Raw genomic sequence first — 25,095 nt, forward strand, 5'->3', positions numbered from 1 at the left:
TTTACAGGCAAATATATCCTCACCTTTGCATTGTTGATCAACAAAACGAGATTAAAAACCATGTTGAATTAAAAATGTAAAAAGGAGAAAGAAACTATGCCTTTATTTTATTATGCAAGACAGTCGTCTCTGGCGACAAAAGAGGGTGCCAAACTTTGGCATCTGAGTTTGAAGAAAGTGGGAAGAGCCGTGGATGCACAACAGCTGGCTGAGGTGATTGCCGAGAAGTCTTCCCTGACTCCGGGTGACGTACATAATGTAATCCGTAACCTGATGACGGTAATGAGGAGCCAGTTGCTGAACAGCCGTACGGTGCGTCTGGATGGCCTGGGCACATTCACCATGAAGGCCCGTACGCGAGGTAAGGGAGTGGCCAAATCTGAAGACGTGAATCCCAATCAGGTGACTGCTTTGCGCTGCCAGTTTACTCCGGAATACACGCGCCCGGCTGCCATCGGCACTACGCGTGCCCTGCTCCAGGGTGTGGAGTTTGAGAAATGGACGGGAGTGGTTACTGATGGTAAGGATGATGCCGGTGATGGTGGTAATTCCGGTGGCGGTTCCGACGGTGACCAGGGAGAGAACCCGTTAGGATAAGATGTATTTACTAATTTTGAAAGATTAAGACTATGAAAAAGAACGTTTGGGACAAGATTTTGAAGGTAGTGATAGCTGTTGCTTCCGCCATATTGGGAGCTTTAGGCGCCAATGCAATGAATGTATAAATTGTAGATTTATATAGAATATTAGGAGAAAGGCGGTGAAGGAAAAGCACTTCATCGCCTTTTTGTTATTTTCTTCATTTATAATTCCCTGCCAACCAAAAAATCTTATTACCTTTGCAGGTCACTTTTGGAAACAATAAAAATATAATGATATGAATATCTCTTATAATTGGTTGAAAGAGTATGTCGATTTCGATTTGACACCGGATGAAGTTGCTGCGGCACTGACCTCCATCGGACTGGAAACGGGAAGTGTGGAAGAGGTGCAAACCATTAAAGGCGGACTGGAAGGACTGGTCATCGGCGAAGTGCTGACATGCGAAGCTCATCCTAACTCAGACCATATGCACATCACTACGGTGAACCTGGGACAAGGTGAACCCGTGCAGATTGTATGCGGCGCTCCGAATGTAGCTGCCGGACAGAAAGTGGTAGTAGCCACGTTGGGTACAAAACTGTATGACGGTGACGAGTGCTTTACCATCAAGAAATCAAAACTTCGTGGCGTGGAATCTGTCGGCATGATTTGTGCTGAGGATGAAATCGGTATCGGTACAGACCACGCGGGCATCATCGTACTGCCGGAGACAGCTGTTCCGGGTACGCTTGCCAAGGACTACTATAACATCAAGAGCGATTACGTGCTGGAAGTGGACATCACTCCCAACCGTGCCGATGCTTGCTCACATTATGGGGTGGCACGCGACTTGTATGCCTACTTGATACAGAACGGTAAGCCGGCTACTTTAAAGAAACCTTCGGTAGAGGCTTTTGCGGTAGAAAATCACGACTTGGATATTAAAGTAACTGTAGAGAACAGCGAGGCATGTCCCCGATATGCCGGCGTTACGGTGAAAGGGGTTACAGTGAAAGAAAGCCCCGAATGGTTGCAGAACAAGTTGCGTATTATCGGCCTGCGTCCTATCAATAATGTGGTGGATATTACCAACTATATCGTCCATGCTTTCGGCCAGCCGCTGCACTGCTTCGATGCAGATAAGATTAAAGGCGGTGAGGTGATTGTAAAGACCATGCCGGAAGGTACTCCGTTTGTAACTCTTGATGGCGTGGAGCGTAAATTGAACGAACGCGACCTGATGATTTGCAACAAGGAAGAGGCGATGTGTATTGCCGGTGTGTTCGGCGGTCTGGATTCCGGTTCTACGGAAACCACCAAGGATGTGTTCCTTGAAAGTGCCTACTTCCATCCCACATGGGTGCGCAAGACAGCCCGTCGTCATGGATTGAACACAGATGCTTCTTTCCGTTTTGAAAGAGGTATTGACCCGAATGCCACTATTTACTGCCTGAAGCTGGCTGCTTTGATGGTAAAGGAACTTGCCGGAGGTACCATTTCTTCTGAAATAAAAGATGTGTGCGCCGCTCCTGCCAAGGATTTCCGTGTGGAACTTGCCTATGAGAAAGTGAACTCACTGATTGGTAAAGTTATTCCGGTGGATACCATCAAGAGCATCGTGACAAGTCTGGAAATGAAGATTGTAGACGAGACAGCCGAAGGGCTTACACTGGATGTTCCTCCTTACCGTGTGGACGTGCAGCGCGATTGCGATGTAATAGAGGATATTCTGCGCATCTACGGATATAATAATGTGGAGATTCCGACTACCTTGAAGTCTTGCCTGACTACCAAGGGTGAATATGATAAATCCAACAAACTGCAGAACCTGGTTGCCGAGCAGCTGGTGGGCTGTGGTTTCAATGAGATTCTGAACAACTCGTTGACGCGTGCCGCTTACTATGACAACTTGGAGTCTTATCCGTCAAAGAATCTGGTAATGTTGCTGAATCCGTTGAGTGCAGACTTGAATGCCATGCGTCAGACACTGCTTTTCGGTGGATTGGAAAGCATCTCGCACAACGCCAACCGTAAGAATGCAGACCTGAAATTCTTTGAATTCGGTAATTGTTATCACTTCAACGAGGAGAAGAAGAATCCGGAAAAGGTGCTTGCCGCTTATTCCGAAGACTATCATCTTGGTTTGTGGGTGACTGGCAAGAGGGTGACCAACTCATGGGCTCATCCGGATGAGAACAGCTCGGTATATGAGCTGAAGGCATACGTTGAGAATGTCTTTGCCAGATTGGGGCTGCACATGCATGATTTGGTTGTCGGCAATCTGACTGATGACATCTATGCTGCCGGTTTATCCGTACAGACAAGGGGTGGAAAGCGGTTGGCTACTTTCGGTATTGTAACAAAGAAGCTGCTGAAGGCATTCGATATTGACAACGAGGTTTACTATGCCGATTTCAACTGGAAAGAATTGCTGAAGGCTATCCGCAATGTGAAGGTGAGCTATACGGAAATCTCCAAGTTCCCTGCCGTGAAACGCGACTTGGCGTTACTGCTCGACAAGAAAGTGCAGTTTGCGGAAATCGAGAAGATTGCCTACGAGACGGAGAAAAAGCTGCTGAAGGAGGTTTCTCTCTTCGACGTTTACGAGGGTAAGAATCTGGAAGTCGGTAAGAAGAGTTACGCGGTGAGCTTCCTGCTGCAGGATGAGAATGCCACGTTGAACGATAAGCAGATTGACAAGATTATGTCCAAACTAGTGAAGAACCTGGAGGACAAGTTGAATGCCAAGCTGCGTTGATTCATTATTCAGAATTTATAATTCATAATTTAAAATACAGTTCCAATGGGAAGAGCGTTTGAATATAGAAAAGCTGCCAAATTGAAAAGATGGGGTCACATGGCAAAGACCTTTACAAGACTGGGTAAACAAATTGCTATTGCGGTGAAGGCCGGTGGTCCAGAGCCGGAAAACAACCCGACACTGCGTTCGGTTATCGCTACTTGTAAGCGTGAAAACATGCCGAAGGATAATATTGAACGTGCTATCAAAAATGCGATGGGTAAGGACCAGAGCGACTATAAGGGTATGACTTATGAAGGATACGGTCCTCACGGTGTAGCTGTTTTTGTGGATACACTGACCGATAACACTACCCGTACAGTAGCCGATGTGCGTTCCGTATTCAATAAGTTCGGCGGTAACTTGGGAACAATGGGTTCACTGGCTTTCTTGTTTGACCACAAGTGTGTGTTCACTTTCAAGAAGAAAGACGGTATCGATATGGAGGAACTCATTCTTGACTTGATAGACTATGACGTAGAGGAAGACTACGAAGAGGATGAAGAAGAAGGTACTATCACTATTTATGGTGATCCGAAAAGCTATGCAGCTATCCAGAAACATTTGGAAGAGTGCGGTTTTGAAGATGTCGGCGGTGAGTTTACCTATATCCCGAACGATATGAAGGATGTGACTCCCGAGCAACGCGAAACCATCGACAAGATGATAGAGCGTCTCGAAGAGTTTGATGATGTACAGACGGTTTATACTAACATGAAACCGGAAGAAGGCGGAGAATAATGACATATACATACAAGACGCAAGGTACGTGTAGCAGTAACATTGAACTGAATGTGGAAGATGGTATTGTGAAAGAAGTGGCATTTTGGGGTGGATGTAATGGAAACCTGCAAGGACTTTCACGTTTGGTGAAAGGCATGCCGGTAGATGCGGTGATTGCCCGTTTGGAAGGAATTCGCTGCGGAAGACGTTCCACTTCCTGCCCCGACCAATTGTGCAAGGCATTGCACGAGATGGGGTATTGAGCCTACTGCCTGAAAGAATGGATGAGAGCCCTTGACATTGAAAGATGCCAGGGGCTTTTTTTGAACCTAACATGGAGGTATTTGTTATTATTTGAGTATTTTTACGCTCTTAATTGAACAGACACAATGAAGAATATTTTTAAAGACTTGAAACGGAGAGACCACAAACGCTATCTGGGCGGTCTGGACGTTTTTAAATATATAGGTCCCGGACTGCTGGTGACTGTGGGCTTTATTGACCCGGGGAACTGGGCATCTAATTTTGCGGCAGGGTCTGAATTTGGCTATTCATTGCTGTGGGTCGTGACTTTATCCACTATCATGCTGATTGTATTGCAGCATAATGTGGCGCATCTTGGCATTGTAACCGGCTTGTGCTTGTCCGAAGCCGCTACCAAATATACTCCTTCCTGGGTGTCGCGTCCCATATTGGGTACAGCAGTGCTGGCTTCCATCTCGACTTCGCTGGCAGAGATATTGGGAGGTGCCATCGCTTTGCAGATGCTGTTTGACATTCCCATCATATGGGGCTCTATCTTGACTACCGTATTTGTAGTCGTCATGCTTTTCACTAATTCCTACAAGAAGATAGAACGTTCCATCATTGCTTTTGTTTCGGTCATCGGGCTCTCCTTTATCTATGAGCTGTTTCTGGTGAAGATAGATTGGTCGCTGGCTGCACAAGGGTGGGTGACACCTTCGTTCCCGCATGGGAGCATGCTGATTATCATGAGTGTGCTCGGTGCGGTGGTGATGCCGCATAATCTGTTTCTGCACTCGGAAGTGATACAGAGCCATGAATATAATAAGAAAGATGATGCATCCATCCGTAAGGTGTTGAAATATGAATTGTTCGACACGCTGTTCTCTATGATTGTGGGATGGGCCATCAACAGTGCCATGATACTGCTGGCTGCGGCAACTTTCTTTAAAAGCGGCATTCAGGTGGAAGAGTTGCAGCAGGCCAAATCCTTGCTGGAGCCGTTGCTGGGGAACAGTGCTGCCGTGGTTTTTGCATTGGCATTACTGATGGCGGGTATATCTTCTACGATAACCAGCGGTATGGCGGCAGGTTCTATCTTTGCCGGTATTTTCGGAGAATCCTATCATATCAAAGACAGTCACTCGCAGGTGGGTGTGATTCTGTCGCTGGGCATTGCGCTGCTGCTGATTTTCTTTATCGGAGACCCGTTCAAAGGACTGCTGATTTCACAGATGATACTGAGCATCCAGCTGCCGTTCACGGTTTTCCTGCAAGTAGGATTGACTTCTTCGCGCAAAGTGATGGGGCAGTATGTAAACAGTAAATGGAGTACATTTGTACTTTATGCCATTGCTGCGGTGGTTACTGTGCTGAATATCATGCTGCTGGTATCCGAGTTGACATCTTGAATAATTCATTTCTAAGAAATCAAATAAGTATGAAGATTATTACATATAACGTAAATGGGCTACGGGCTGCCGTGACAAAAGGTTTTCCCGAGTGGCTGGCACAAGAGCAGCCGGATGTGCTTTGTTTGCAGGAAACGAAGCTGCAACCGGAACAGTATCCGGCGGAAGCGCTGGATGCTTTGGGGTATAAGCATTATCTATATTCTGCACAGAAGAAAGGGTATAGTGGAGTCGCTATTCTGAGCAAGCAAGAACCGGACCATGTGGAGTACGGCATGGGCATTGAAGAATATGATAACGAAGGGCGCTTTATCCGTGCCGACTTCGGTGATGTGTCTGTTGTGAGTGTTTATCATCCTTCCGGTACCAGCGGCGACGAACGTCAGGCCTTCAAGATGGTCTGGTTGGAGAAATTCCAAGAGTATGTATTGGAGTTGGAACGTACGCGTCCTAACCTTATTCTTTGCGGTGATTATAATATCTGCCATGAGGCAATAGATATTCATGACCCTGTCAGGAATGCCACCAACAGCGGCTTTTTGCCTGAAGAGCGGGAGTGGATGACGCGCTTTCTCAATGCGGGATTCATAGATTCCTTCCGTTGGCTTCATCCCGACAAGCAGGAATACACGTGGTGGAGCTATCGCTTTAACTCACGTGCCAAGAACAAAGGGTGGCGTATTGATTATTGCATGGTGAGTGAGCCGGTGCGTCCGATGTTGAAGGAGGCGAGAATATTGGGTGACGTTGTCCACTCGGACCATTGCCCGATGTTGTTGGAAATTACAGAATGATTATGGAAACAAAAGACAGAATCGAAAAAGCTGTGGAGCTTTTCAAGAGTGGCTATAACTGTTCGCAATCGGTAGTGGGAGCTTTTGCAGATATGTATGGTTTTACAGAAGAGCAGGCTTTCCGGATGTCCGCTTCTTTTGGTGGTGGCATAGGTCGTATGAGGCAGACATGTGGTGCTGCATGCGGCATGTTCCTATTGGCCGGATTGGAAAAAGGAGCTGTGGAAGGCAAGGATCGTGAAGGTAAGGCGGCAAACTATGCGTTGGTGCAGGAGCTGGCTGCTGAGTTCAAGAAACGAAACGGCTCTTTGATATGTGCTGAATTGTTGGGGTTGAGAAAACCGGAAGGTTCGTCCGTTCCGGAAGCCCGTACCGAGCAGTATTATGCTAAACGCCCGTGTGCCAGGATGGTAGAGGTAGCTGCCCAAATTTGGACCGAATACCTGGAAAAAATGTCCTCAAAGTAAGAAAAAAGAACTTTTTTACCCCTTAGTAAGAAAAAAAGTGCCTAATAACGTGTTGTATAACATAAATATACCTATCTTTGCAGCGATATAAAAACACCGACATCTCTATCTTTGGAGATGAGGATAACGTTTAACTAAAAGCAAATAGAAATGTTAAAAGAAAAAGCTGGTAATGTTGCAGGACAGATTTGGACTGCACTGAATGGCACAGATGGCTTGACTCACAAGCAAATCAAGAAAGCAACTAAACTGATCGACAAGGACTTCTTCCTGGGATTGGGCTGGTTGTTAAGAGAAGACAAGGTCTCTACTTCTGAAGTGGAAGGCGAATTGTTTGTAAAGCTGAACTAAGCGAGGAATTGATTGGAATGTTATAAAAAGATGCGTTGGTACATGAATATGTTATCAACGCATTTTTTTTATTTGCTCTGTTTTCACTATCTTTGCGCACCCAATTAATAGATAGTTATTGACAATGAAGAATATACGAAATTTTTGCATTATTGCCCATATCGACCACGGTAAATCAACTTTGGCAGACCGTCTGCTGGAATTTACCAATACTATACAAGTAACTAACGGACAGATGCTGGATGACATGGACCTTGAGAAGGAAAGAGGTATCACCATCAAGAGCCATGCCATACAAATGGAGTATACCTATAAAGGTGAAAAGTATATTCTGAACTTGATAGACACTCCGGGACACGTGGACTTCTCGTACGAGGTGTCACGTTCCATCGCCGCTTGTGAAGGAGCCTTGCTTATTGTAGATGCTTCGCAAGGAGTGCAGGCGCAGACCATTTCAAACCTCTATATGGCGATTGAGCATGATTTGGAGATTATCCCCGTCATCAACAAATGTGACATGGCAAGCGCCATGCCCGAGGAAGTGGAGGACGAAATCGTTGAACTGTTGGGCTGCAAGCGTGATGAGATTATCCGTGCTTCCGGCAAAACAGGCATGGGAGTGGAAGAGATTCTGGCTGCGGTCATTGAGCGTATCCCTCATCCGGAGGGTGACGAGGAAGCTCCGTTGCAGGCGTTGATTTTCGATTCTGTCTTCAATTCTTTCCGTGGTATCATTGCATATTTCAAGATAGTGAACGGTGTGATTCGTAAAGGGGATAAAGTGAAATTCTTCAATACAGGCAAGGAATATGATGCGGATGAAATCGGAGTGCTCAAAATGGAAATGATGCCACGTCCGGAGTTGCGTACGGGGGATGTGGGCTATATCATCTCGGGTATCAAAACCTCTAAGGAAGTGAAAGTAGGTGATACGATTACGCATATTGCCCGTCCTTGCGAAGAGGCCATCGCCGGTTTTGAGGAGGTAAAGCCGATGGTTTTTGCCGGTGTGTACCCCATCGAGGCAGAAGATTTTGAGGACTTGCGTTCTTCTTTGGAGAAGTTGCAGTTGAATGATGCTTCGCTGACTTTCCAGCCTGAGTCTTCATTGGCTTTGGGCTTTGGTTTCCGTTGCGGTTTCCTTGGGCTGCTCCATATGGAGATTGTGCAGGAACGCCTTGACCGCGAATTTGATATGAACGTTATCACCACTGTGCCCAACGTTTCCTACAATATCTATGACAAGCAGGGAAATATGACCGAAGTGCATAACCCCGGCAGCATGCCCGACCCTACCATGATAGACCGTATTGAGGAGCCCTATATCCGCGCCTCGGTGATTACCACTACTGATTACATCGGCCCTATCATGACTCTTTGTCTGGGCAAGCGTGGCGAGCTGGTGAAGCAGGAATATATTTCAGGTAACCGCGTAGAAATATACTATGACATGCCTCTTGGCGAAATAGTCATCGATTTTTATGATAAATTGAAGAGTATCTCCAAGGGATATGCCTCTTTTGACTATCATCCCAACGGTTTTCGTCCTTCCAAACTGGTGAAGCTGGATATTTTGCTGAACGGTGAGCCGGTGGATGCTCTTTCTACCTTGACACACTTTGACAATGCCTACGAATTGGGACGCCGGATGTGCGAAAAGTTGAAAGACCTGATTCCGAGACAGCAGTTCGATATCGCCATTCAGGCTGCTATCGGTGCCAAGATTATTTCCCGGGAAACGATTAAGGCTGTGCGTAAGGATGTAACGGCCAAATGTTATGGAGGTGACGTGAGTCGTAAACGAAAATTGCTTGAGAAACAGAAGAGAGGTAAGAAGCGTATGAAACAGATTGGTAATGTGGAAGTACCTCAGAAAGCGTTCCTTGCAGTCTTGAAGCTGGATTGATGTCGAAAGGATGAAATCTTAAATCAAATATACTTCTTTATGATTATTTTGCGTACTGTGAAAAACTTCTCGTCGCTGAATATAGCGGCGAGCATCTTGCTGTTTTTGATGGCTATTTTGGCGGCTGTTATTGCTAATTCGCCGATGGCTCCGCTGTATCAGGGCTTTCTTTTGCAGGAACTGCATCTGCGTATCGGAGACTTCAACTTGTTCTCCCATGGCGGTCATCCGTTGAAAATGATTGAGTTTATAAACGACTGCCTGATGACTGTTTTCTTTCTGGCTGTGGGGTTGGAGATAAAGCGGGAACTGCTGGTGGGTGAACTTTCTTCTTTTCGTAAAGCCTCTTTACCTTTTGTAGCGGCGTGTGGCGGTATGCTGGTGCCGGTCATTGTCTATTCACTTCTGGTCGTTCAGGGCACTCCGGAAACGCGCGGCATGGCTATACCGATGGCTACGGATATTGCTTTTTCATTGGGGGTACTCAGTCTGCTGGGTAAGCGGGTGCCTCTGAGTCTGAAAATTTTTCTGACGGCATTTGCAGTAGTTGATGATATTGGCGGTATTTTGGTTATTGCTATTTTCTATAGCTCCGAAGTGGCTTACGGATACCTAATTGTAGCCGCTGTCCTTTATTTCTTCCTTTACTATATGGGGAAATTCGGTATGACACAGAAGATATTTTTCCTACTTATCGGGCTGATTATTTGGTATTTGTTCCTTCAGTCGGGCATTCATAGCACTATTTCCGGAGTGATACTGGCTTTTGTGATACCGGCTCGTCCCCGTTTGGATGCCGGGAAATACATTAAGCGTATCCGCGATATCATCGGTGATTTTCCGGTTTCCAAATCGGATAATATTATATTGACCAATGAGCAGATTGCCACTCTAAAACAAGTAGAACGCGCTTCTGATTATGTGATTAGTCCTTTGCAATCCTTGGAAGACAATTTGCATGGTACGGTAAACTTTGTGATACTGCCGCTCTTTGCTTTTGCCAATGCTGGTGTGGTGTTCAGTGGAGGCGGTGGCGTTGTTGGAGCTGTTAGTATAGCGGTGGCTGCAGGATTGCTTCTTGGCAAGTTTATCGGTATTTTTCTATTCACCTGGCTGGCGGTCAAGAGTGGTTTGTCCTCGATGCCTCCGGGAATGAATTGGAGAAGTGTTGCCGGAGTATCCTTGTTGGGGGGGATTGGTTTTACGGTATCTTTATTTATTGCCAACCTTTCTTTTGCAGGAGAATATCCGGATCTGCTGAACCAGGCGAAGTTTGGTGTATTGCTGGGAACGATTGTTGCCGGTATGTTGGGATATATGGTACTGAATGCGGTGTTGCCGAAGGTTAAGAACAAATAGATCTCCACTTTGGAATACTGGACGAAGAATCGGTTCTTTAGGGATATTCAGTAAATCCTTTGAAAGATAAGTTGGCATGTGTCAATGATTTAAGAAAACGTATTCTCTGTTACAGAAACAGAAGAAATAGCCCATTATTCTTAAAAAACATTCGTATCTTTGCTGATACAAGTCGAAAGGACCTTCCAGATATGAAACACATAAAGGCAGTTGCCGGATACATATTGATTCTTTCTCTCTGCCTCGTGTGTGCGCACCCTGCTCATGCGGAGACACGGCGCATTGCGCTGATACACTCTTTCGAGCCGGGCTATCCGCCTGCTGCGAAGGCTTTGGAACTGTTGCAAAAAGAGTTCAGCCTTCTCGGCTTGGACTGCGATGTACGCGAATACTATCTGGACTGCGACCGCTACATGGAGGAGGCAGAAAACCTTCGTATGGTCGGTTTCGTGGACGACCTCTCTGCCTGGGGAGCCGAGTTGATAGCTGTGCTCGACGACCAGGCTGCCTATGCGCTGATGGCATGCAGACACCCGTTGGCGCATGAAATACCCGTTGTGTTCAGCGGTGTGAACTATCCCAACATTTCTCTGCTCCTGCAATACCCCAACATCACGGGCTATGCCGACACGCCCGATTACTTGCGTACCATACGCATGATAGAGAGTATCATGGGAAAGTCGCGCATCTGCCTGATGAACGGACAAGTGTTTCTGGACCGCAAGATATGGCATGCGTTGAATGAGCAGTGTCGTGGGCAGGGGTTCGCCATCGTGACCTCTACAGAGGGTGCTTACTTTGCCGGTTCCTCCTATCACCGTGTGCGCGAGAGGGAGACTATCAGCCCTATACTGAAACGGCAGAACATAGACGTGTTGCTGGACACCACGAAGATTGTGCGCATGACGAGCGACTCCATAGCGATACGCCATCTGATGTGGTTGGGACGCGGCGACAATACGTTGCTGCTCTACACCAAGCGAGACTATACCACCAAACGTGTGGGCATGCTTTTCGACAATCCCACGTTTCAGACCATCAACGAGGGCTTCGGCTTTGCCGACTACTTGCTGGGAGGATATTTCACTCCACTGGAAAGCCAGATAAGATACATGGCTACCGGTATCAAGGAACGTCTTGAAGGACGGATGCCCCGGCAGCAGGTGACGGAATGCGCCAAGCAGTACGTGCTGAACTGGCATGTGCTGCAGAAGTATGGTATCCCGCTCGAGAGTATCCCGGTGGAGTACACTGTGATGTATATTCCTTTTTCGGAGCGCTACCGCTATCCTATACTTATCGGTTCCATCTTGGGCGCAGTCTTCGTGCTGACGGTAATAGTCTTGCTCTCCTTCAGCCTGCTGCGCGAACGCAGGCGCAAGCGTGAGGCATTGCGAAACCTCCTCTACGAGCATGAGACCCTCTGCCTGGCCATCGAAGGAAATTCTACCTACGCCTGGCGACTGGAGGGAGATTCCGTGTCCTGCGACTCGCAGTTTTGCGAGCTTATTCATCATCGCCCCGGCCGTCTTCTGCTCGATGAAATCACTCCCTACATCCATCCCGACGACTTACCCGCCTTCCGCAAGAACATAGCGGCAAGGCATGAACGCACGCACCACAAGGGGCAGTATCGCTGTAACTTCACCGGTGAGTTCCAGTGGTGGGAGTTCAGCTACAATACCATCCACACCCCCGGACACGCACCCATCATAGCCGGATTGCTGCAGAATATCCAGGAACTGAAAGACCACGAGCAGGAGCTGATAGAATCCCGCGAGCTGGCGGAGCAGGCCGAACTGAAACAGTCGTTCCTCAACAACATGAGCCACGAGATCCGCACTCCGCTCAATGCCATTGTCGGCTTCTCGGATATGCTGGCCAATGAGCCGGAGTTTTCAAACGAAGAGCGGCAGGAGTTTGTGGACATTATCAACACCAATACCAAACTGCTGCTGAAGCTGGTGGGCGATGTGCTGGAACTGTCGCGCATCGAGTCGGGTAACCTCTCGTTCACCTTTCAGCGGGAGAGCGTGTGCCGGTTGCTCGATGACGTCTATCAGACGCATAGCCTGCTTATCCGGCCGCCGTTGCAGTTCCTCAAGGATTTCCCTCCCGAAGATGTGCAGGTGAATGTAGACCCCATGCGACTGACACAGGTACTCACCAACTTCCTGAACAATGCCAACAAGTTTACGAAAGGAGGCAGCATCCGGCTGGGGTATTGCTGTCCGTCCGGCATGAGCGAGGTACATCTTTATGTGGAAGACACCGGCATAGGCATTCCGCACAGCGAGCAGAAGATGATTTTCGAGCGTTTCTACAAGCGCAGCGAGTTTTCCCAAGGCGTCGGGCTGGGCTTGTCCATCTGTGTGCTCATTGTCGAAAAGATGGGAGGACGCATCGAACTCCAGTCCGAGGAAGGCCGTGGAAGCCGTTTCACAGTGGTACTGCCTTGTATTGAATAAATCCTTAAAAAATGTAATCGCGTTGTAATGCCTTTATATATAATTTTGCGTATCTTTGCCAATGTTTTAAGAAATATAACGTTTTAAGAAACTAATTTAAAAGACATTATGTTAAAGAGAGTAAGAATTATACTGACGGTGCTGCTGTTACTGGCCACCGTGGGTGTAGATGCGCAGGTCACCACAGCTTCTATGGCGGGTAAGGTGACGGATGCAAGTAATGAGCCCATTATTGGTGCCACTGTCCAGGCGGTGCACCAGCCTTCCGGTTCGCGCTACGGAACCGTGACCAATGTCGACGGACGCTATTCCATCCAGGGTATGCGCACCGGTGGTCCCTATCGGGTAGAGATTTCCTATATCGGCTATCAGACAGTTATTTATAAGGACATCACTCTCCAACTGGGCGAGGTGTATAACCTGAACGTAGAGATGAGCGAATCTTCCGAGCTGCTGAACGAAGTGATTGTGACGGCTGCCAAGACCAAGTTTACCGCCGAAAAGACGGGTGCCACTACCAACATCTCTTCTGCACAGATAACGCAGCTCCCTACCGTGAACCGCAGTATCAGCGACATCGCCCGCCTTTCTCCCTACGCCAACGGCATGAGCTTTGCCGGAGGTGACGGACGTTCCACGAACTTCACCATCGACGGTGCCAACTTCAATAACAACTTCGGACTGAGTTCCAACCTTCCCGGTGGCGGAAATCCCATCTCGATGGATGCCATCGAAGAAGTGCAGGTAGTTGTCGCCCCGTTCGACGTACGCCAGACGAACTTCATCGGCGGCGGCATCAATGCCATCACCAAGAGTGGTACGAACACATTCAGAGGTACTGCCTATACCTATTACCGCAACCAGGACATGCGCGGTAACCGCATCAACGGCGAGGACCTGGGAGCACGTTCCGATGAGTCCAAGACTACCTACGGCTTCACGCTGGGTGGTCCCATCATCAAGAACAAGTTGTTCTTCTTTGTGAACTACGAAAAAGAGAAGACTCCGGGAGAGGTTATAAAGTATCGCGCGCGTGAGGACGGTGAAGAGGCAAAAGGTATGGTGTCCCGTACGCTGAAGTCGGATATGGAGAAGGTGTACAACCATCTGAAGGACAAGTACGGCTATGATGCAGGCTCCTACACCAATTTCCCTGCCGACGAGGAGAACACCAAGCTGCTGGCCCGCATCGACTGGAACATCACGGACCGCCATCGCTTGAGCCTCCGCTACAACAATACGAAGAATACGGCTTGGAATGCCCCGAACGGTAACTCTTCCGATACGGGATATCGCTTGAACAATACTTATCGCGTAGGTACGCAGTCTATGGCGTTTGCCAACAGCATGTATTCCATGGACAACAAGGTGCAGTCTTGGGCGGCAGATTTGAACAGCCGCTTCACCGATAAGATTTCCAATCAGTTGCTGTTCACCTACACCAATATAGAGGACATGCGCGGCACCAATTCTTCTCCTTTCCCCTTCATCGACATCATGGCAGGCAAGGACGAGAATGGAAACCAGATTCTGGAACCGTACATGAGCGCCGGTTACGAGTTGTTCACCTACAACAACGGTGTGAAGAACAAGATTACGAACATTACCGATAACTTCACCTTCTTCACCGGTAACCACAAGCTGACGGCAGGTCTTAGCTATGAGCACCAGTTTGCCAACAACGCCTATATGCGTAACGGTACGGGATATTACCGCTATAACAGTCTGGAAGATTTCCTGAGTGGCGCAACTCCCGAATCATTCGCTTTGACTTATGGCTTCAACGGTGTGGCCAACCCCAATGCTCAGGTTACCTTCAACCAGCTTGGTTTCTATGCCCAGGATGAATGGAACCTCGGCAACAGTCTGAAACTGACCTACGGTATCCGTTTCGACAACTTGATGTTCGACAACGACGACCTCCAGAGAAACGATGCCATCTATGAGCTTGACTTCGACGGGCAGCACATCGACACTGGCAAGTGGCCGGATTCCAGATGGCAGATTTCTCCCCGTATAGGTTTCGTTTGGGACGTGTTCAAGGACAAGTCGCTGAAAGTACGTGGAGGTACGGGTGTGTTTACCGGACGTCTGCCGTTGGTTTTCTTCACCAATATGCCGACCAATGCTTCTATGGTACAGAACTCCGTTACCTTTAAGACCCAATATGACAATGGAAAGGTGGTGGGCCATGATTCCCGTCTGGACCAGTTGGCAGGCGGCATGATTACGGACATGAACCAGATAATCGACAAGTTCAACCTCCCCACCACGATTGAGAAACACGTGGCGGGGAGTAAGATTTCGGGTGTGGCCAAGGACTTCAAGATGCCACAGGTGTGGAAGTCGTCTATTGCGGTGGATTATCAGGTACCCGTATCTTTCCCCTTGACCGTGACGGGAGAGTTCATGTTTACAAAGAATGTGAATGCCGTTACCATCAACAATATCAATATCAAGAACCCCGACGAATGGAAATACAATAAGCTGACCACCGTCAAGGGCGCTGATGGAAAAGAGGTGACAACTACGGAACTGCTGCATACAGGTATGCAACGTTTCAATGGTGCGGATAACCGCATGGTGTACTCTTATTCTCTTTATGACAACCCCGATAAGAATGTGAAATATGCAGGCGACTTCGTGCATTACAATGGCAAGAATGCCGTGGTGCTCGACAATACATCCAAAGGCTACGGCTATACGGCAAACATCACGGTGAATGCCCAGCCGTTGGACGACCTGATGCTGATGCTGGCCTATACGCACACGGAGTCCAAAGAAGTTTCCGGTCTTCCGGGCAGCGACCCCATTTCTACCTGGCAGGGACTGAACACGATTGACGGTTCCAATTATGTGGATGCACAACGTTCACAGTATGTGGTTCCCGACAAGGTGATTGCTTCCGTGGGCTACTACATTCCCTTCAGACACAAAGGCCTGCTTCGCGGTACGCACCTGAATCTGTTCTATTCCGGCTATTCTTCCGGCGGTTACAGCTTCTGCTACACCAATGACATGAACGGTGACGGCATCAACAACGACCTGATGTACATTCCGAAGGACGATAGTGAAATCAACTTCAAGACAGAGGAAGACCGCGTTGCTTTCTGGAAATTCGTAGAGCAGGATTCGTACCTGAAGAATCACAAAGGACAGTATGCCGAGGCTTATGCTGCCCGCGCTCCGTGGGTGCACCGCTTTGACTTCCGTCTGCTGGAGGATTTTGAATTCAAGATTGGCAAGACCAAGCATTGCTTCCAGTTGAGTTTCGACATCATGAACGTGGGTAATCTTATCAATTCCAAATGGGGTATCTCCAAGACCAACACCGTTTCCAACAGCAACCGAATCCTGAAGTATGAAGGGGTGAAGAGCGTCACTGATCTGACTCCGGTATTCTCCATGTATAAGGTGAACGGTGAATATCCTACCAAGACTTACGACACCTATCAGAACTACAGCGAATGCTGGAAGTTGCAAGTCGGCATCCGTTATGTGTTCAACTAACCGGATGTAGACAACCTCCGCTGAATGGCGGAATATGATAAGGCAAGGGCTGTCCCGGAAATTCCGGGATAGCCCTTGCTGTTTTGGGCTTTCTTTACTTTATTGTATTTCAACCTCCATAATCACTGGATTGTGGTCGCTGCACAAATCCAGGTCCGGAGAGTAGTATGCAATACCCTTCAGACTGGGGGAGTGGAAGATGTAGTCAATACGCAACATGCGTTTGGCATAGCGGTAGGTGTACATGTATCCGTTTCCGGCAGTGCGGAATCCGTCTTTGAGGGTTTTCCTCAAATGGTGGTAGGTGTAGGAGGAAGGTATCGAGTTGAAGTCGCCGCATAACAGCACGGGATAGGGGCTGGCCTTGGCGTAGTGGCTGATGACATAAGCCTGTGTGGTCCGTTTCACGAAGTTTTCGTGCAGGGTGCCTGCGGCATCTTTGGCTGCCTGGACTTCGCGGCGGGTGTCGTCGGTGGCCAGCTCGCGTTCCCACTTCCTGCGCTTCTGGCTGACGCTGGTGGTCTGCAGGTGGTTGTTTATCAGACGTATGGTATCCGTATCCATCACTACATCGCACATCATGCTACAGTTGGAGCTGCGCTGGTAAGTGATGAAACGGTGGTTCGCCAATGGATAGCGGCTGAATACGGCGATAGGCAGTACGCCCTTGGAGTCTTCGGAAGGGATGAGCGCGTGTGACCAATGCGAGAGTATGCGCCGTATGCTGTCCGTGGGGAAGTCGCTGTTGTCTCCGAACTCCTGGAAGCACAGCACATCCACGCCCTCCTGCTGCATGTACCGGGCTATCTCCTTGCAGGAATAACCGGTAATCTCACCTCCAAAGTTGTGTATGTTGTAGGTGGCTATCTTCAGATACTTGCCTGCCGGGGTTTTGTCTTTCGGCAGGTGGAGCTGGAAGACAGACGTCATATATCCCCAGTTGCAGAAGAATGCCGCCAGCGGAACCAGTGCCCAGCGCTTATGGGCCAATGCCCAGCAGAGTGCCGTTATCAGATTGACAATCAGGAGTACGGGCACTGCCAGCCCCAGTAATGGCATGATGGCGGAATCGACCGGAGCCACGTTTCCTGAGAAGGCTGCCACTATGGTGATGGTGGCCAAAACGAATGTCGATGCTATCAGGCAGATGTAGAACAGACCTTTTACGGCGGACTTTCCCATGTTGTTTGCTTGTTTGTTTTGTTATGGTACCCTGCCATACAGAGCTTGTTACAGCATCTCTTCCACCGGGATATACAGCGAAGAGATGCTGTAATGTCTGTTATTTATTCACTACGTTCACCGGCTTGCCGTCTTGGTAGGCTTTGATGTTTTCGAGCATAATCAGCATGAGGCGTTCGCGCGCGGCTGTGCTTGCCCAGGCAATGTGCGGAGTGATGTAGCAGTTACGGGCAGAGAGCAATGGATTGTCGGCACGGGGAGGCTCCTGCGAGAGTACGTCTACGCCGGCGGCATAGATGATGCCGTTGTTAAGTGCATTGGCAAGGTCTTGTTCGTTGATGAGCGAGCCGCGTCCGGTATTGATGAGGATGGCGGTGGGCTTCATCAGCCGGAGCCGTTCTGCATTCACCATCTCGCGGGTGGAGTCGGTGAGGGGACAGTGCAGGCTGATGATGTCACATTCGCGGAACAACTCGTCCAGCTCCATCTTGCGGATTTCGGGAGGAAGCTGGAAGTTGGTCTTGGAGGTGTAGGCACATACCTTCATACCGAAGCCGATGGCGATGCGGGCGGTGGTGAAGCCGGTGTGCCCCAGGCCTACGATTCCGAGCTTTTTTTCGCGCAGTTCGATGAGCGGCGTGTCCCAGAAGCAGAAGTCCTTGCTTGCTGTCCAGCGGCCTCGGTGCACCTCTTCAGAGTGGTGTTGCACTTGCTGGGTGATGTTCAGAATATGGGCAAAGACCATCTGGGCAACGGAGTCGGTGCTGTAGGCGGGAATATTGGTGACAATGATGCCGCGTTCTTTGGCAGCGGCGGTGTCTACGATGTTGTATCCGGTAGCCAGCACACCGATGTATTTCAGTTCGGGCAGTGCCGTCATGTGCTCAGCGGTGAGCACGGTTTTGTTGGTCAGCAGGATTTCTGCACCAGCGGCGCGTTCCAATACTTCCGCAGGGGCGGTGCGGTCGTAGATGGTGCACTCGCCCAAGGCTTGCAATTCGTCCCAGCAAAGGTCGCCGGGGTTGGCGGCATAGCCGTCTAATACTACTATATTCATGGAGTTATAAGTTATTTGTTGTGGGGATTTTCTGTATCCGAGTTTTAATCTCTAACTTTTAATTTTAATTGATAGTTTACCATTTCTTTTCCTCTCCCCAGAGTTGCTGCATCCGTTCCTTGTGCTTCTGCTCGGCAGGGTTGAGTTGTGGCTCCCAGATACGGCGGTCTTTCAATTCGTCGGGCAGGAATTGCTGCTTGACGAAGTTGCCGGGGTAGTCGTGAGCGTACTTGTACTTCTCGCCGTAGCCCAACTGCTTCATCAGCTTGGTAGGGGCGTTGCGCAGGTGCAGGGGGACGGGGAGGTTGCCCGTTTCACGTACCAGTTCCAGGGCATTGTTGATGGCCATATAGGCGGAGTTGCTCTTGGGGCTGGTGGCAAGGTATATGGTGGCTTCTGCCAGTGGGATACGTCCTTCGGGCCATCCCACTTTCATCAGCGTGTCGAAGCAGGCGTTGGCAAGCAGCAGTGCGTTGGGGTTGGCCAGTCCGATGTCTTCGGAGGCGGAGATGACGAGGCGGCGGGCTATGAAGGCAGGGTCTTCACCTCCTTCGACCATGCGCGCCAGCCAGTAGATGGCGCCATCCGGGTCGCTGCCGCGAATGGATTTGATAAAGGCGGAGATGATGTCGTAGTGCATCTCGCCGTCCTTATCGTAGGCAAGAGGGTTCTGTTGCAGGCGTTCGGTCACCATGTCGTCGGTGATGAGGACAGGGTCTGCGGCTTCGGAGTCTACCACCAGTTCGAGGATGTTGAGCAGCTTGCGGGCGTCTCCTCCGCTGAAGCGGAGCATGGCGGTGGTTTCTTCCAGTTCTATCTTCCGTTCCTTCAGCACGGTGTCTGTGGTGATGGCACGTTGCAGCAGTTCCAGCAGGTCGTCCTTCTCCAGTGACTTCAAGGTATAGAGCTGGCAGCGGGACAGCAGCGGGCGGATGACCTCGAACGAAGGGTTCTCCGTGGTGGCGCCTATCAGCGTCACGGTGCCTTGCTCCACGGCTCCCAACAGCGAGTCTTGCTGCGACTTGCTGAAACGGTGTATCTCGTCGATGAAGAGGATGGGACTGGCTTGCGAGAAGAAGCGGTTGCTCTTGGCACGTTCTATCACGTCGCGCACGTCCTTCACGCCGCTGGTCACGGCACTGAGCGTATAGAAAGGAGTTTCCAGCTTGTTGGCGATAATCTGCGCCAAGGTTGTCTTTCCCACTCCCGGAGGACCCCATAGGATAAACGAAGAGATACGTCCTGCATCAATCATCTTACGCAGCACTGCACCTGGTCCCACTAAATGTTTCTGACCGATATATTCATCTAATGTTCTTGGTCTAAGCCGTTCTGCTAATGGTTGCATAGTATGTAACTCTTAAAATATCATTAATATCATGAAGCGTATACCGCCCTTCTTCACTCCCGGTATGTCCGTATAGGTCAGCCTACGTACATATTCTATGTGGAGCAGTTTGAAGATATTGTAGATACCTACGCTGGCTTCCACATAGGGAGTCTTGCCCATGACGTGGCTGGTGGGTACACCGTCGCGCATGGGGAAGAGGAATAAGTCGGGATTGTTGCTCTTGTACGGGTTGTTCTTGTCCGTCAGCGTGCCCCACAAGCCACGGATGCGGAACATCTCGCGCCACTTCAGCTTCTTGATGAGCGGGATGCGGTTGAAGAGTTTTCCGTTCATGTCGTAGCTTAGGTTGAGGGAGGCGTAGCGGTCGTTCAGGAACTCCATGTTGTTGATGAGGTTGAAGGACTCGTTGTTCTGCGTGATGTACGAGAGGTTCGCCATCGGCAGGTTCAGCAGGGGGAAGGGAACGGTGTTCCATTGCGCACCGGCACGTGCCGTTACGTCCAGCTTGCCCCACGAGCCGAGCCAGAAGCGCTTGCGGATGCTGGCTTCCGTCAGGTTGAAGTTATACTCTCCACCCAGCACGCCCTTGAATCCGGCGGTGTGGGAGAGGGTGAAGGTGGGCGCATCCAACGATACGGGCACGCGGCGTTGCTTGGTGTTGACGAAGGTCTCACCGGGAGCGTAACGCAAAGTCACACCCAGCTCGGTGGTGGTGATGTCGTGCACCAACGTATTTTTTTCGTCCCATTGTCCGGGTGTCCCTCCGTTGTTCTTCCAGTATTGCAATTGTCCGGCAGGCTGGTCGTTACGATGGCGCGCCATGGCCTGTACGGAGAAGCCGGTATTGGTCTCCAGCTCGTAAGTCAGCGTGGCGTCGCGCATGTAGGACATCTGGTCCACCGTCGTCCATTTCCAGCCGACAAACAAGTTGTCCTTGTCCGTGGCGAGATACTTGTCCATGGGAGACATCACGTCGTAGGTGTACTTGAAGGCGATATAGTGTTTCGGGAACTCCCACAATACGTATTCGCGCTTGTTGAAGGAGTAGGCCACCTGTCCGGAGTAGAACCATTTCTTGTCCTTGGTTCCGTAGGCACCGTAGCCGCTCAGGCTCCAATGCGGGTCAAGGTTACCTGTTGTCATACCGCTCAGACGGAAGCGCGTGCCGTTGACGTAGTTGCTGGTTATCATCGTGTTGATGGGACCGAAGTCGAACTTGCTGGGATGCTTCTTGCCACCCGTCTCCACGAAGTTCTCAATCAAGGCTTTCGCCCCGAAGATAACGTACTTGAAGCCGGGAATCTGCTCGATGCGGTTCATGAATACGTCCATCGTGCTCTCTTTCTTGGTGAGGGGCACTTGGCGGACTTTCGCCCAGTATTCGTCGCTCTTGGCAAGCATGTTCGCTTCCTTGATGACGTTTCCTTTCAGACGGAAGAGGCGGGGCTCTATTTCCGTGAATTGATAGTCGCTGTATTTGGTGGTCCGTTGCACTTCCAGGCCTTGGATACCTTTCACGAAGTGCAGTTCCACGGTCATGTCGTCGTCGGTCAACACCCAGTTGCTGTCGGGCAGTTGTTCGAACTGCTGCACGATGTCGAGGTTTTCCACGAAGTTGACACCCGTCTTCTTGGGTAGGTTCATGGTACATTTCTTCACGGCATAGGTGGAGTCCTTCACCACGTAGAGGTGCCCCGTGAAACCGAAGTCCTGCGGGTTCTGCGGAACGAAGGTGAGGTGCACGCACTCCTGCTTATCCACCATGAGCGTGTCCATCAAGTAGTATTTGTAGAAGTTGATGGCTCCGCGACCGATGGGGCTGACGAAGCGGCGTTGCAGCAGCCGGATGTCGTCGTCGTAGATGTTGATGTCGGAGAATACGTCCGTAAGGATGGTCCCCAGCATGTCTCCGGTGTTGAAGAACTCTTCGATACCAGTGGAGTTCATGCCTTCGATGATGGTCTTTTCGCTCTTGGGGCTTTTACGGAAAATGGTCTTGCTCGCCGTCTCCTTGATGGAGATGGGTAGAATCATCTTGTTGGTCTTGGGCGATACCTCCACCTGGTCTTTGAAGAAGGAGAATTTCTTGTAAATACCTTTCTCCATTTTGTCGGGGGTAACATCGTTGAGCGACATCTTCATCTTTTCATATTTCTGATACTGATAGTAGTCGTTCTCTTCCAGTTTCAAGGCCTTCTTGTTCTCGATGACCTTCTTCATAAACTCCACGGCGGGGTTGTTCTTGCGGGAATATTTCTCCTTCTTAGGTTTCACGACGACCTCGGAGAGCATGATGTCGTCCGGTTGCAACTTGACGTTCAGCACCCGGGTACCGGGATTCAGTTTCACTTTCTTGGTGATATAACCTACAGCGGAGAATGTCAGCTCATCCCAGCCTTTGTGGGTTTCAACCTGGTATTCACCGTTTGCGTTGGAGATGCCGCCTACACCTTTCCCTTCATACTGTACGGTGATATACATCAGCGGTTCGTTCGTGAGAGAGTCTGTGATGACACCCTTAATTTGGGCGGATGCGCTGATGGAGACAAACAGTGACAGCAGGAAAAGGGCATAAATTATATATCTTTGCTTCATAAGTTACAGATAATTCGGGCACAAAGTTAACAAATTAAGGTTAATCAAGAAGCAAATATAGACTAAAGAAACGGGAGATATGGTTAAATGAACGTGAAAGTCGTATGTCTTGTTTGCTGGATACAGATAAAAAATGTACGGAATCCTTGTAGAGAAGTTGCCGGATATAAAGGATAAAGTTGCGCAATGTATGGAGAAAGCTCTATCCCAAGCCTTGGGATAGAAAGACCCAAGCTTGGGATAAGCGTCCGTAGGTTTGGGATAGACGTTTGCAAGCTTGGGATAGAATTTATGGAGGATTATGAATTGTTGCCGTTCAGTAGTGTCTGTACGATGCGTTCCGCCGTCCGTCCGTCCCAGCGGTCGGGTAGGATGGCGTGCTTCCATTCTCCGTGCAGCAGCTTGTCGAGCGAGGCGGAGAGGGCGAAGGAGTTTTCGCCGACCAGCTCGTTGGTACCGATACGCCAGGTTTCGGGATGCTCGGCGTAGGTGTTGAGGGTGATGCAGGGGACGTCAAGGAAGGTGGCTTCTTCGGCAATGTTGCCCGAGTCGGTGACGATGCCCCGTGCCTGATTGATGAGGAACCCGAAGTGCAGGTAGCTCTGTGGAGGCAGGATGTGCAGGTTAGGGGCATCCAGTCCCAGTGACTTCACTGCCTTTTGTACATAGGGGTGCAGAGGGGCGACGATAGGCATGCCGTCGGCCTTTTCGATGACGGTCTGGAGCAGGGAGTGTAGCACTGCCTTCTTCTCCAGTAGGTCACGGCGGTTGAGGGTGAGTAGCAAGTAGTTTCCTTTCCGCAGGCCGAGGCTGGAGAACCACATGGGCTGCACCAGGCGGTGGCGGTTGAAGCGGATGGTGTCAATCAGTATGTTGCCCACGTAGTGGATATAGTCGGGTATCATACCCTCTTGGTTGAGATTGCGGTTGGCCACCATGCCGGCAGTGAAGAGATAGTCGGAGATGGCGTCCACGATGGTTCGGTTCACTTCGCGGGGCATGTTCATGTCGAAGGAGCGCGTGCCTGCTATGACGTGCGCCACCTTCAGCCCGCGCTTCTTGGCGACGATGGAGCAACTCATGGTGGCGGTCATGTCATCTACCACCAGTACGACTTGTGCTGGGTGCCCGTCCAACTCACGCTCGAAGGCAAGCATGATGGAGGCTGCCACCTGCGAGTGGTCATGTCCGGTGACGCCGAGGCAGGCATCCGGTTTCCTCATAGAGAGGTCGGAGAAGAGCGAGGCATCCAGGCTGGTGTCATCCTGCGGACCGGTGTAGACGATGCGGTAGGAGATGTTCTTTCCTGCCTCTCTGGCGGCGTCGATGGCGCGGCAGATGGGGGCTATTTTCATGAAGTTGGGGCGTGCGCCCGATACGATTGTTATTTTCATTGTCGTAATTGGTAAAAAAATGTCGATACAAAAATACGCTTTCTTAGGGAAATTATTTGTTACTTTGCCTATTATTTTCAGAGTGTCTGTTGAAATATGTATTATCTTTTTCGGTTTTGGATACTCGGATTTAATTTTGGATACTCGAAGCACTTGTTTAATTTTTAATTTTTAATTCTCAAAGTGATAATGCCAACATTTGTTCAGATACTCGATTTCATTGGCACATTTGCCTTTGCCATTAGTGGCATACGTCTGGCCTCGGCCAAGCGGTTCGACTGGTTTGGAGCGTATGTGGTGGGTTTTGTGACGGCCATCGGAGGCGGTACGATACGCGACCTGCTGCTGGACGTCACCCCGGGTTGGATGACGGACCCTATTTATTTGATTTGTACCGGACTGGCCTTGTTGTGGGTCATCCTCTTCGGTAAGCATCTCATCCATCTGCACAATACATTCTTCATATTCGACAGTATCGGCCTGGCACTGTTCACGGTCGTTGGTGTGGGCAAGAGCATCGCGCTGGGCTATCCCTTCTGGGTGGCCATCATCATGGGCAGCATTACCGGGGCTGCGGGAGGTGTGATACGTGACGTATTCATCAACGAAATTCCGCTGATATTCCGGAAGGAGATTTATGCGATGGCTTGTGTGGTGGGAGGAACCTTCTACTGGATGTGCCACCTTTTGGGGATGGAGTCTTTCGTGTGCCAGATTGTGGGTGGTGTGACGGTGTTCGTTACCCGTATACTGGCAGTAAAGTATAGGATTTGCCTTCCTATCCTTTCGGGTAATGAAGAGGAGCAGGAAATGTAGTCCGTTGTTTGCAGTCTGAAAACCTCAGGGATTTTCCGGTGAAACTCGGACATTCCGGAGAAGCACTTCCCAGATGTTTTAAAAT

Annotated in this window: 19 protein-coding genes; 14 read left to right on the forward strand and 5 right to left on the reverse strand. The window is 49.7% G+C overall.

Going from position 1 to position 25,095, the window contains the following annotated elements:
* Positions 1-96 precede the first annotated feature (96 nt).
* The 13 genes from EYA81_RS16495 (at position 97) to EYA81_RS16550 (ending at position 16,615) form a co-directional block, all read left to right on the forward strand.
* On the forward strand, positions 97-597 hold the full coding sequence (locus EYA81_RS16495; RefSeq protein WP_016273556.1) for an HU family DNA-binding protein: 501 nt from the start codon (positions 97-99) through the stop codon (positions 595-597).
* 32 nt (positions 598-629) lie between these two features.
* Positions 630-725, forward strand: a complete 96-nt coding sequence (locus tag EYA81_RS19270) for a smalltalk protein (protein ID WP_005828262.1) — start codon at positions 630-632, stop codon at positions 723-725.
* A 152-nt stretch (positions 726-877) separates the two neighbouring features.
* Positions 878-3,340: a phenylalanine--tRNA ligase subunit beta gene (pheT, locus tag EYA81_RS16500; RefSeq protein ID WP_131226095.1), complete on the forward strand. Its 2,463-nt coding sequence runs from the start codon at positions 878-880 to the stop codon at positions 3,338-3,340.
* Between the two features lie 45 nt (positions 3,341-3,385).
* Complete coding sequence (locus tag EYA81_RS16505; protein ID WP_005828265.1) at positions 3,386-4,123, forward strand: YebC/PmpR family DNA-binding transcriptional regulator; 738 nt, start codon at positions 3,386-3,388, stop codon at positions 4,121-4,123.
* Positions 4,123-4,368 carry a TIGR03905 family TSCPD domain-containing protein gene (locus EYA81_RS16510; protein WP_005836420.1) on the forward strand — a complete coding sequence of 82 codons (246 nt, stop codon included), beginning with the start codon at positions 4,123-4,125 and terminating at the stop codon, positions 4,366-4,368. Before EYA81_RS16505 ends, EYA81_RS16510 begins: the two co-directional genes overlap by 1 nt.
* Before the next feature lie 126 nt (positions 4,369-4,494).
* Positions 4,495-5,760 carry an Nramp family divalent metal transporter gene (locus tag EYA81_RS16515; protein WP_057098092.1) on the forward strand — a complete coding sequence of 422 codons (1,266 nt, stop codon included), beginning with the start codon at positions 4,495-4,497 and terminating at the stop codon, positions 5,758-5,760.
* A 29-nt stretch (positions 5,761-5,789) separates the two neighbouring features.
* Positions 5,790-6,554 carry an exodeoxyribonuclease III gene (locus tag EYA81_RS16520; RefSeq protein ID WP_035448280.1) on the forward strand — a complete coding sequence of 255 codons (765 nt, stop codon included), beginning with the start codon at positions 5,790-5,792 and terminating at the stop codon, positions 6,552-6,554.
* Positions 6,551-7,021 (forward strand): C-GCAxxG-C-C family protein, encoded by a 471-nt coding sequence (locus tag EYA81_RS16525; RefSeq protein WP_118274078.1) that lies wholly within the window; start codon positions 6,551-6,553, stop codon positions 7,019-7,021. The genes EYA81_RS16520 and EYA81_RS16525 overlap by 4 nt, the downstream gene beginning before the upstream one ends.
* 150 nt (positions 7,022-7,171) lie before the next feature.
* A complete protein-coding gene (locus tag EYA81_RS16530; RefSeq protein ID WP_005828272.1) occupies positions 7,172-7,372 on the forward strand; it encodes a winged helix-turn-helix domain-containing protein in 201 nt (66 codons plus the stop codon).
* 124 nt (positions 7,373-7,496) lie between these two features.
* Positions 7,497-9,278, forward strand: coding sequence for a translation elongation factor 4 (lepA, locus tag EYA81_RS16535; protein ID WP_005828274.1), 1,782 nt, complete (start codon positions 7,497-7,499; stop codon positions 9,276-9,278).
* 39 nt (positions 9,279-9,317) lie between these two features.
* A complete protein-coding gene (nhaA, locus tag EYA81_RS16540; protein ID WP_117964452.1) occupies positions 9,318-10,637 on the forward strand; it encodes a Na+/H+ antiporter NhaA in 1,320 nt (439 codons plus the stop codon).
* A gap of 191 nt (positions 10,638-10,828) precedes the next feature.
* Positions 10,829-13,105 (forward strand): PAS domain-containing sensor histidine kinase, encoded by a 2,277-nt coding sequence (locus tag EYA81_RS16545; protein WP_131226096.1) that lies wholly within the window; start codon positions 10,829-10,831, stop codon positions 13,103-13,105.
* Positions 13,106-13,213: 108 nt separating this feature from the next.
* Positions 13,214-16,615, forward strand: coding sequence for a TonB-dependent receptor (locus EYA81_RS16550; protein WP_131226098.1), 3,402 nt, complete (start codon positions 13,214-13,216; stop codon positions 16,613-16,615).
* Positions 16,616-16,714: 99 nt separating this feature from the next.
* Here EYA81_RS16550 and EYA81_RS16555 read toward each other — a convergent pair whose 3' ends face one another.
* The 5 genes from EYA81_RS16555 to EYA81_RS16575 all read right to left on the reverse strand — a co-directional run bounded on the left by EYA81_RS16555 (position 16,715) and on the right by EYA81_RS16575 (position 24,194).
* Positions 16,715-17,797, reverse strand: a complete 1,083-nt coding sequence (locus EYA81_RS16555) for an endonuclease/exonuclease/phosphatase family protein (RefSeq protein WP_131226100.1) — start codon at positions 17,795-17,797, stop codon at positions 16,715-16,717.
* A 100-nt stretch (positions 17,798-17,897) separates the two neighbouring features.
* Positions 17,898-18,854 (reverse strand): D-2-hydroxyacid dehydrogenase, encoded by a 957-nt coding sequence (locus tag EYA81_RS16560; protein ID WP_131226101.1) that lies wholly within the window; start codon positions 18,852-18,854, stop codon positions 17,898-17,900.
* A 76-nt stretch (positions 18,855-18,930) separates the two neighbouring features.
* Positions 18,931-20,202, reverse strand: coding sequence for a replication-associated recombination protein A (locus tag EYA81_RS16565; protein ID WP_117600552.1), 1,272 nt, complete (start codon positions 20,200-20,202; stop codon positions 18,931-18,933).
* A 12-nt stretch (positions 20,203-20,214) separates the two neighbouring features.
* A complete protein-coding gene (locus tag EYA81_RS16570; protein ID WP_117964448.1) occupies positions 20,215-22,800 on the reverse strand; it encodes a DUF5686 and carboxypeptidase-like regulatory domain-containing protein in 2,586 nt (861 codons plus the stop codon).
* A gap of 299 nt (positions 22,801-23,099) precedes the next feature.
* Positions 23,100-24,194 (reverse strand): UDP-N-acetyl glucosamine 2-epimerase, encoded by a 1,095-nt coding sequence (locus EYA81_RS16575; RefSeq protein ID WP_117964447.1) that lies wholly within the window; start codon positions 24,192-24,194, stop codon positions 23,100-23,102.
* Positions 24,195-24,383: 189 nt separating this feature from the next.
* Here EYA81_RS16575 and EYA81_RS16580 point away from each other — a divergent pair, with 189 nt between their 5' ends.
* Entirely contained in the window at positions 24,384-25,010 is a 627-nt protein-coding gene (locus tag EYA81_RS16580) for a trimeric intracellular cation channel family protein (RefSeq protein ID WP_034528739.1), read from the forward strand.
* Positions 25,011-25,095 lie beyond the last annotated feature (85 nt).

The organism is Bacteroides sp. A1C1 (assembly GCF_004328515.1).
GTDB lineage: Bacteria > Bacteroidota > Bacteroidia > Bacteroidales > Bacteroidaceae > Bacteroides > Bacteroides uniformis.

Bases quoted from the DNA above. Each gene is read 5' to 3' on its own strand.
- EYA81_RS16520 (WP_035448280.1), top strand. From the start codon at position 5,790: ATGAAGATTATTACATATAACGTAAATGGGCTACGGGCTGCCGTGACA.
- EYA81_RS16510 (WP_005836420.1), top strand. From the start codon at position 4,123: ATGACATATACATACAAGACGCAAGGTACGTGTAGCAGTAACATTGAA.
- EYA81_RS16555 (WP_131226100.1), bottom strand. From the start codon at position 17,797: ATGGGAAAGTCCGCCGTAAAAGGTCTGTTCTACATCTGCCTGATAGCA.
- EYA81_RS16515 (WP_057098092.1), top strand. From the start codon at position 4,495: ATGAAGAATATTTTTAAAGACTTGAAACGGAGAGACCACAAACGCTAT.
- lepA (WP_005828274.1), top strand. From the start codon at position 7,497: ATGAAGAATATACGAAATTTTTGCATTATTGCCCATATCGACCACGGT.
- nhaA (WP_117964452.1), top strand. From the start codon at position 9,318: ATGATTATTTTGCGTACTGTGAAAAACTTCTCGTCGCTGAATATAGCG.
- pheT (WP_131226095.1), top strand. From the start codon at position 878: ATGAATATCTCTTATAATTGGTTGAAAGAGTATGTCGATTTCGATTTG.
- EYA81_RS16550 (WP_131226098.1), top strand. From the start codon at position 13,214: ATGTTAAAGAGAGTAAGAATTATACTGACGGTGCTGCTGTTACTGGCC.
- EYA81_RS16565 (WP_117600552.1), bottom strand. From the start codon at position 20,202: ATGCAACCATTAGCAGAACGGCTTAGACCAAGAACATTAGATGAATAT.
- EYA81_RS16530 (WP_005828272.1), top strand. From the start codon at position 7,172: ATGTTAAAAGAAAAAGCTGGTAATGTTGCAGGACAGATTTGGACTGCA.
- EYA81_RS16525 (WP_118274078.1), top strand. From the start codon at position 6,551: ATGATTATGGAAACAAAAGACAGAATCGAAAAAGCTGTGGAGCTTTTC.
- EYA81_RS16495 (WP_016273556.1), top strand. From the start codon at position 97: ATGCCTTTATTTTATTATGCAAGACAGTCGTCTCTGGCGACAAAAGAG.
- EYA81_RS16560 (WP_131226101.1), bottom strand. From the start codon at position 18,854: ATGAATATAGTAGTATTAGACGGCTATGCCGCCAACCCCGGCGACCTT.
- EYA81_RS16505 (WP_005828265.1), top strand. From the start codon at position 3,386: ATGGGAAGAGCGTTTGAATATAGAAAAGCTGCCAAATTGAAAAGATGG.
- EYA81_RS16570 (WP_117964448.1), bottom strand. From the start codon at position 22,800: ATGAAGCAAAGATATATAATTTATGCCCTTTTCCTGCTGTCACTGTTT.
- EYA81_RS16575 (WP_117964447.1), bottom strand. From the start codon at position 24,194: ATGAAAATAACAATCGTATCGGGCGCACGCCCCAACTTCATGAAAATA.
- EYA81_RS16545 (WP_131226096.1), top strand. From the start codon at position 10,829: ATGAAACACATAAAGGCAGTTGCCGGATACATATTGATTCTTTCTCTC.
- EYA81_RS16580 (WP_034528739.1), top strand. From the start codon at position 24,384: ATGCCAACATTTGTTCAGATACTCGATTTCATTGGCACATTTGCCTTT.
- EYA81_RS19270 (WP_005828262.1), top strand. From the start codon at position 630: ATGAAAAAGAACGTTTGGGACAAGATTTTGAAGGTAGTGATAGCTGTT.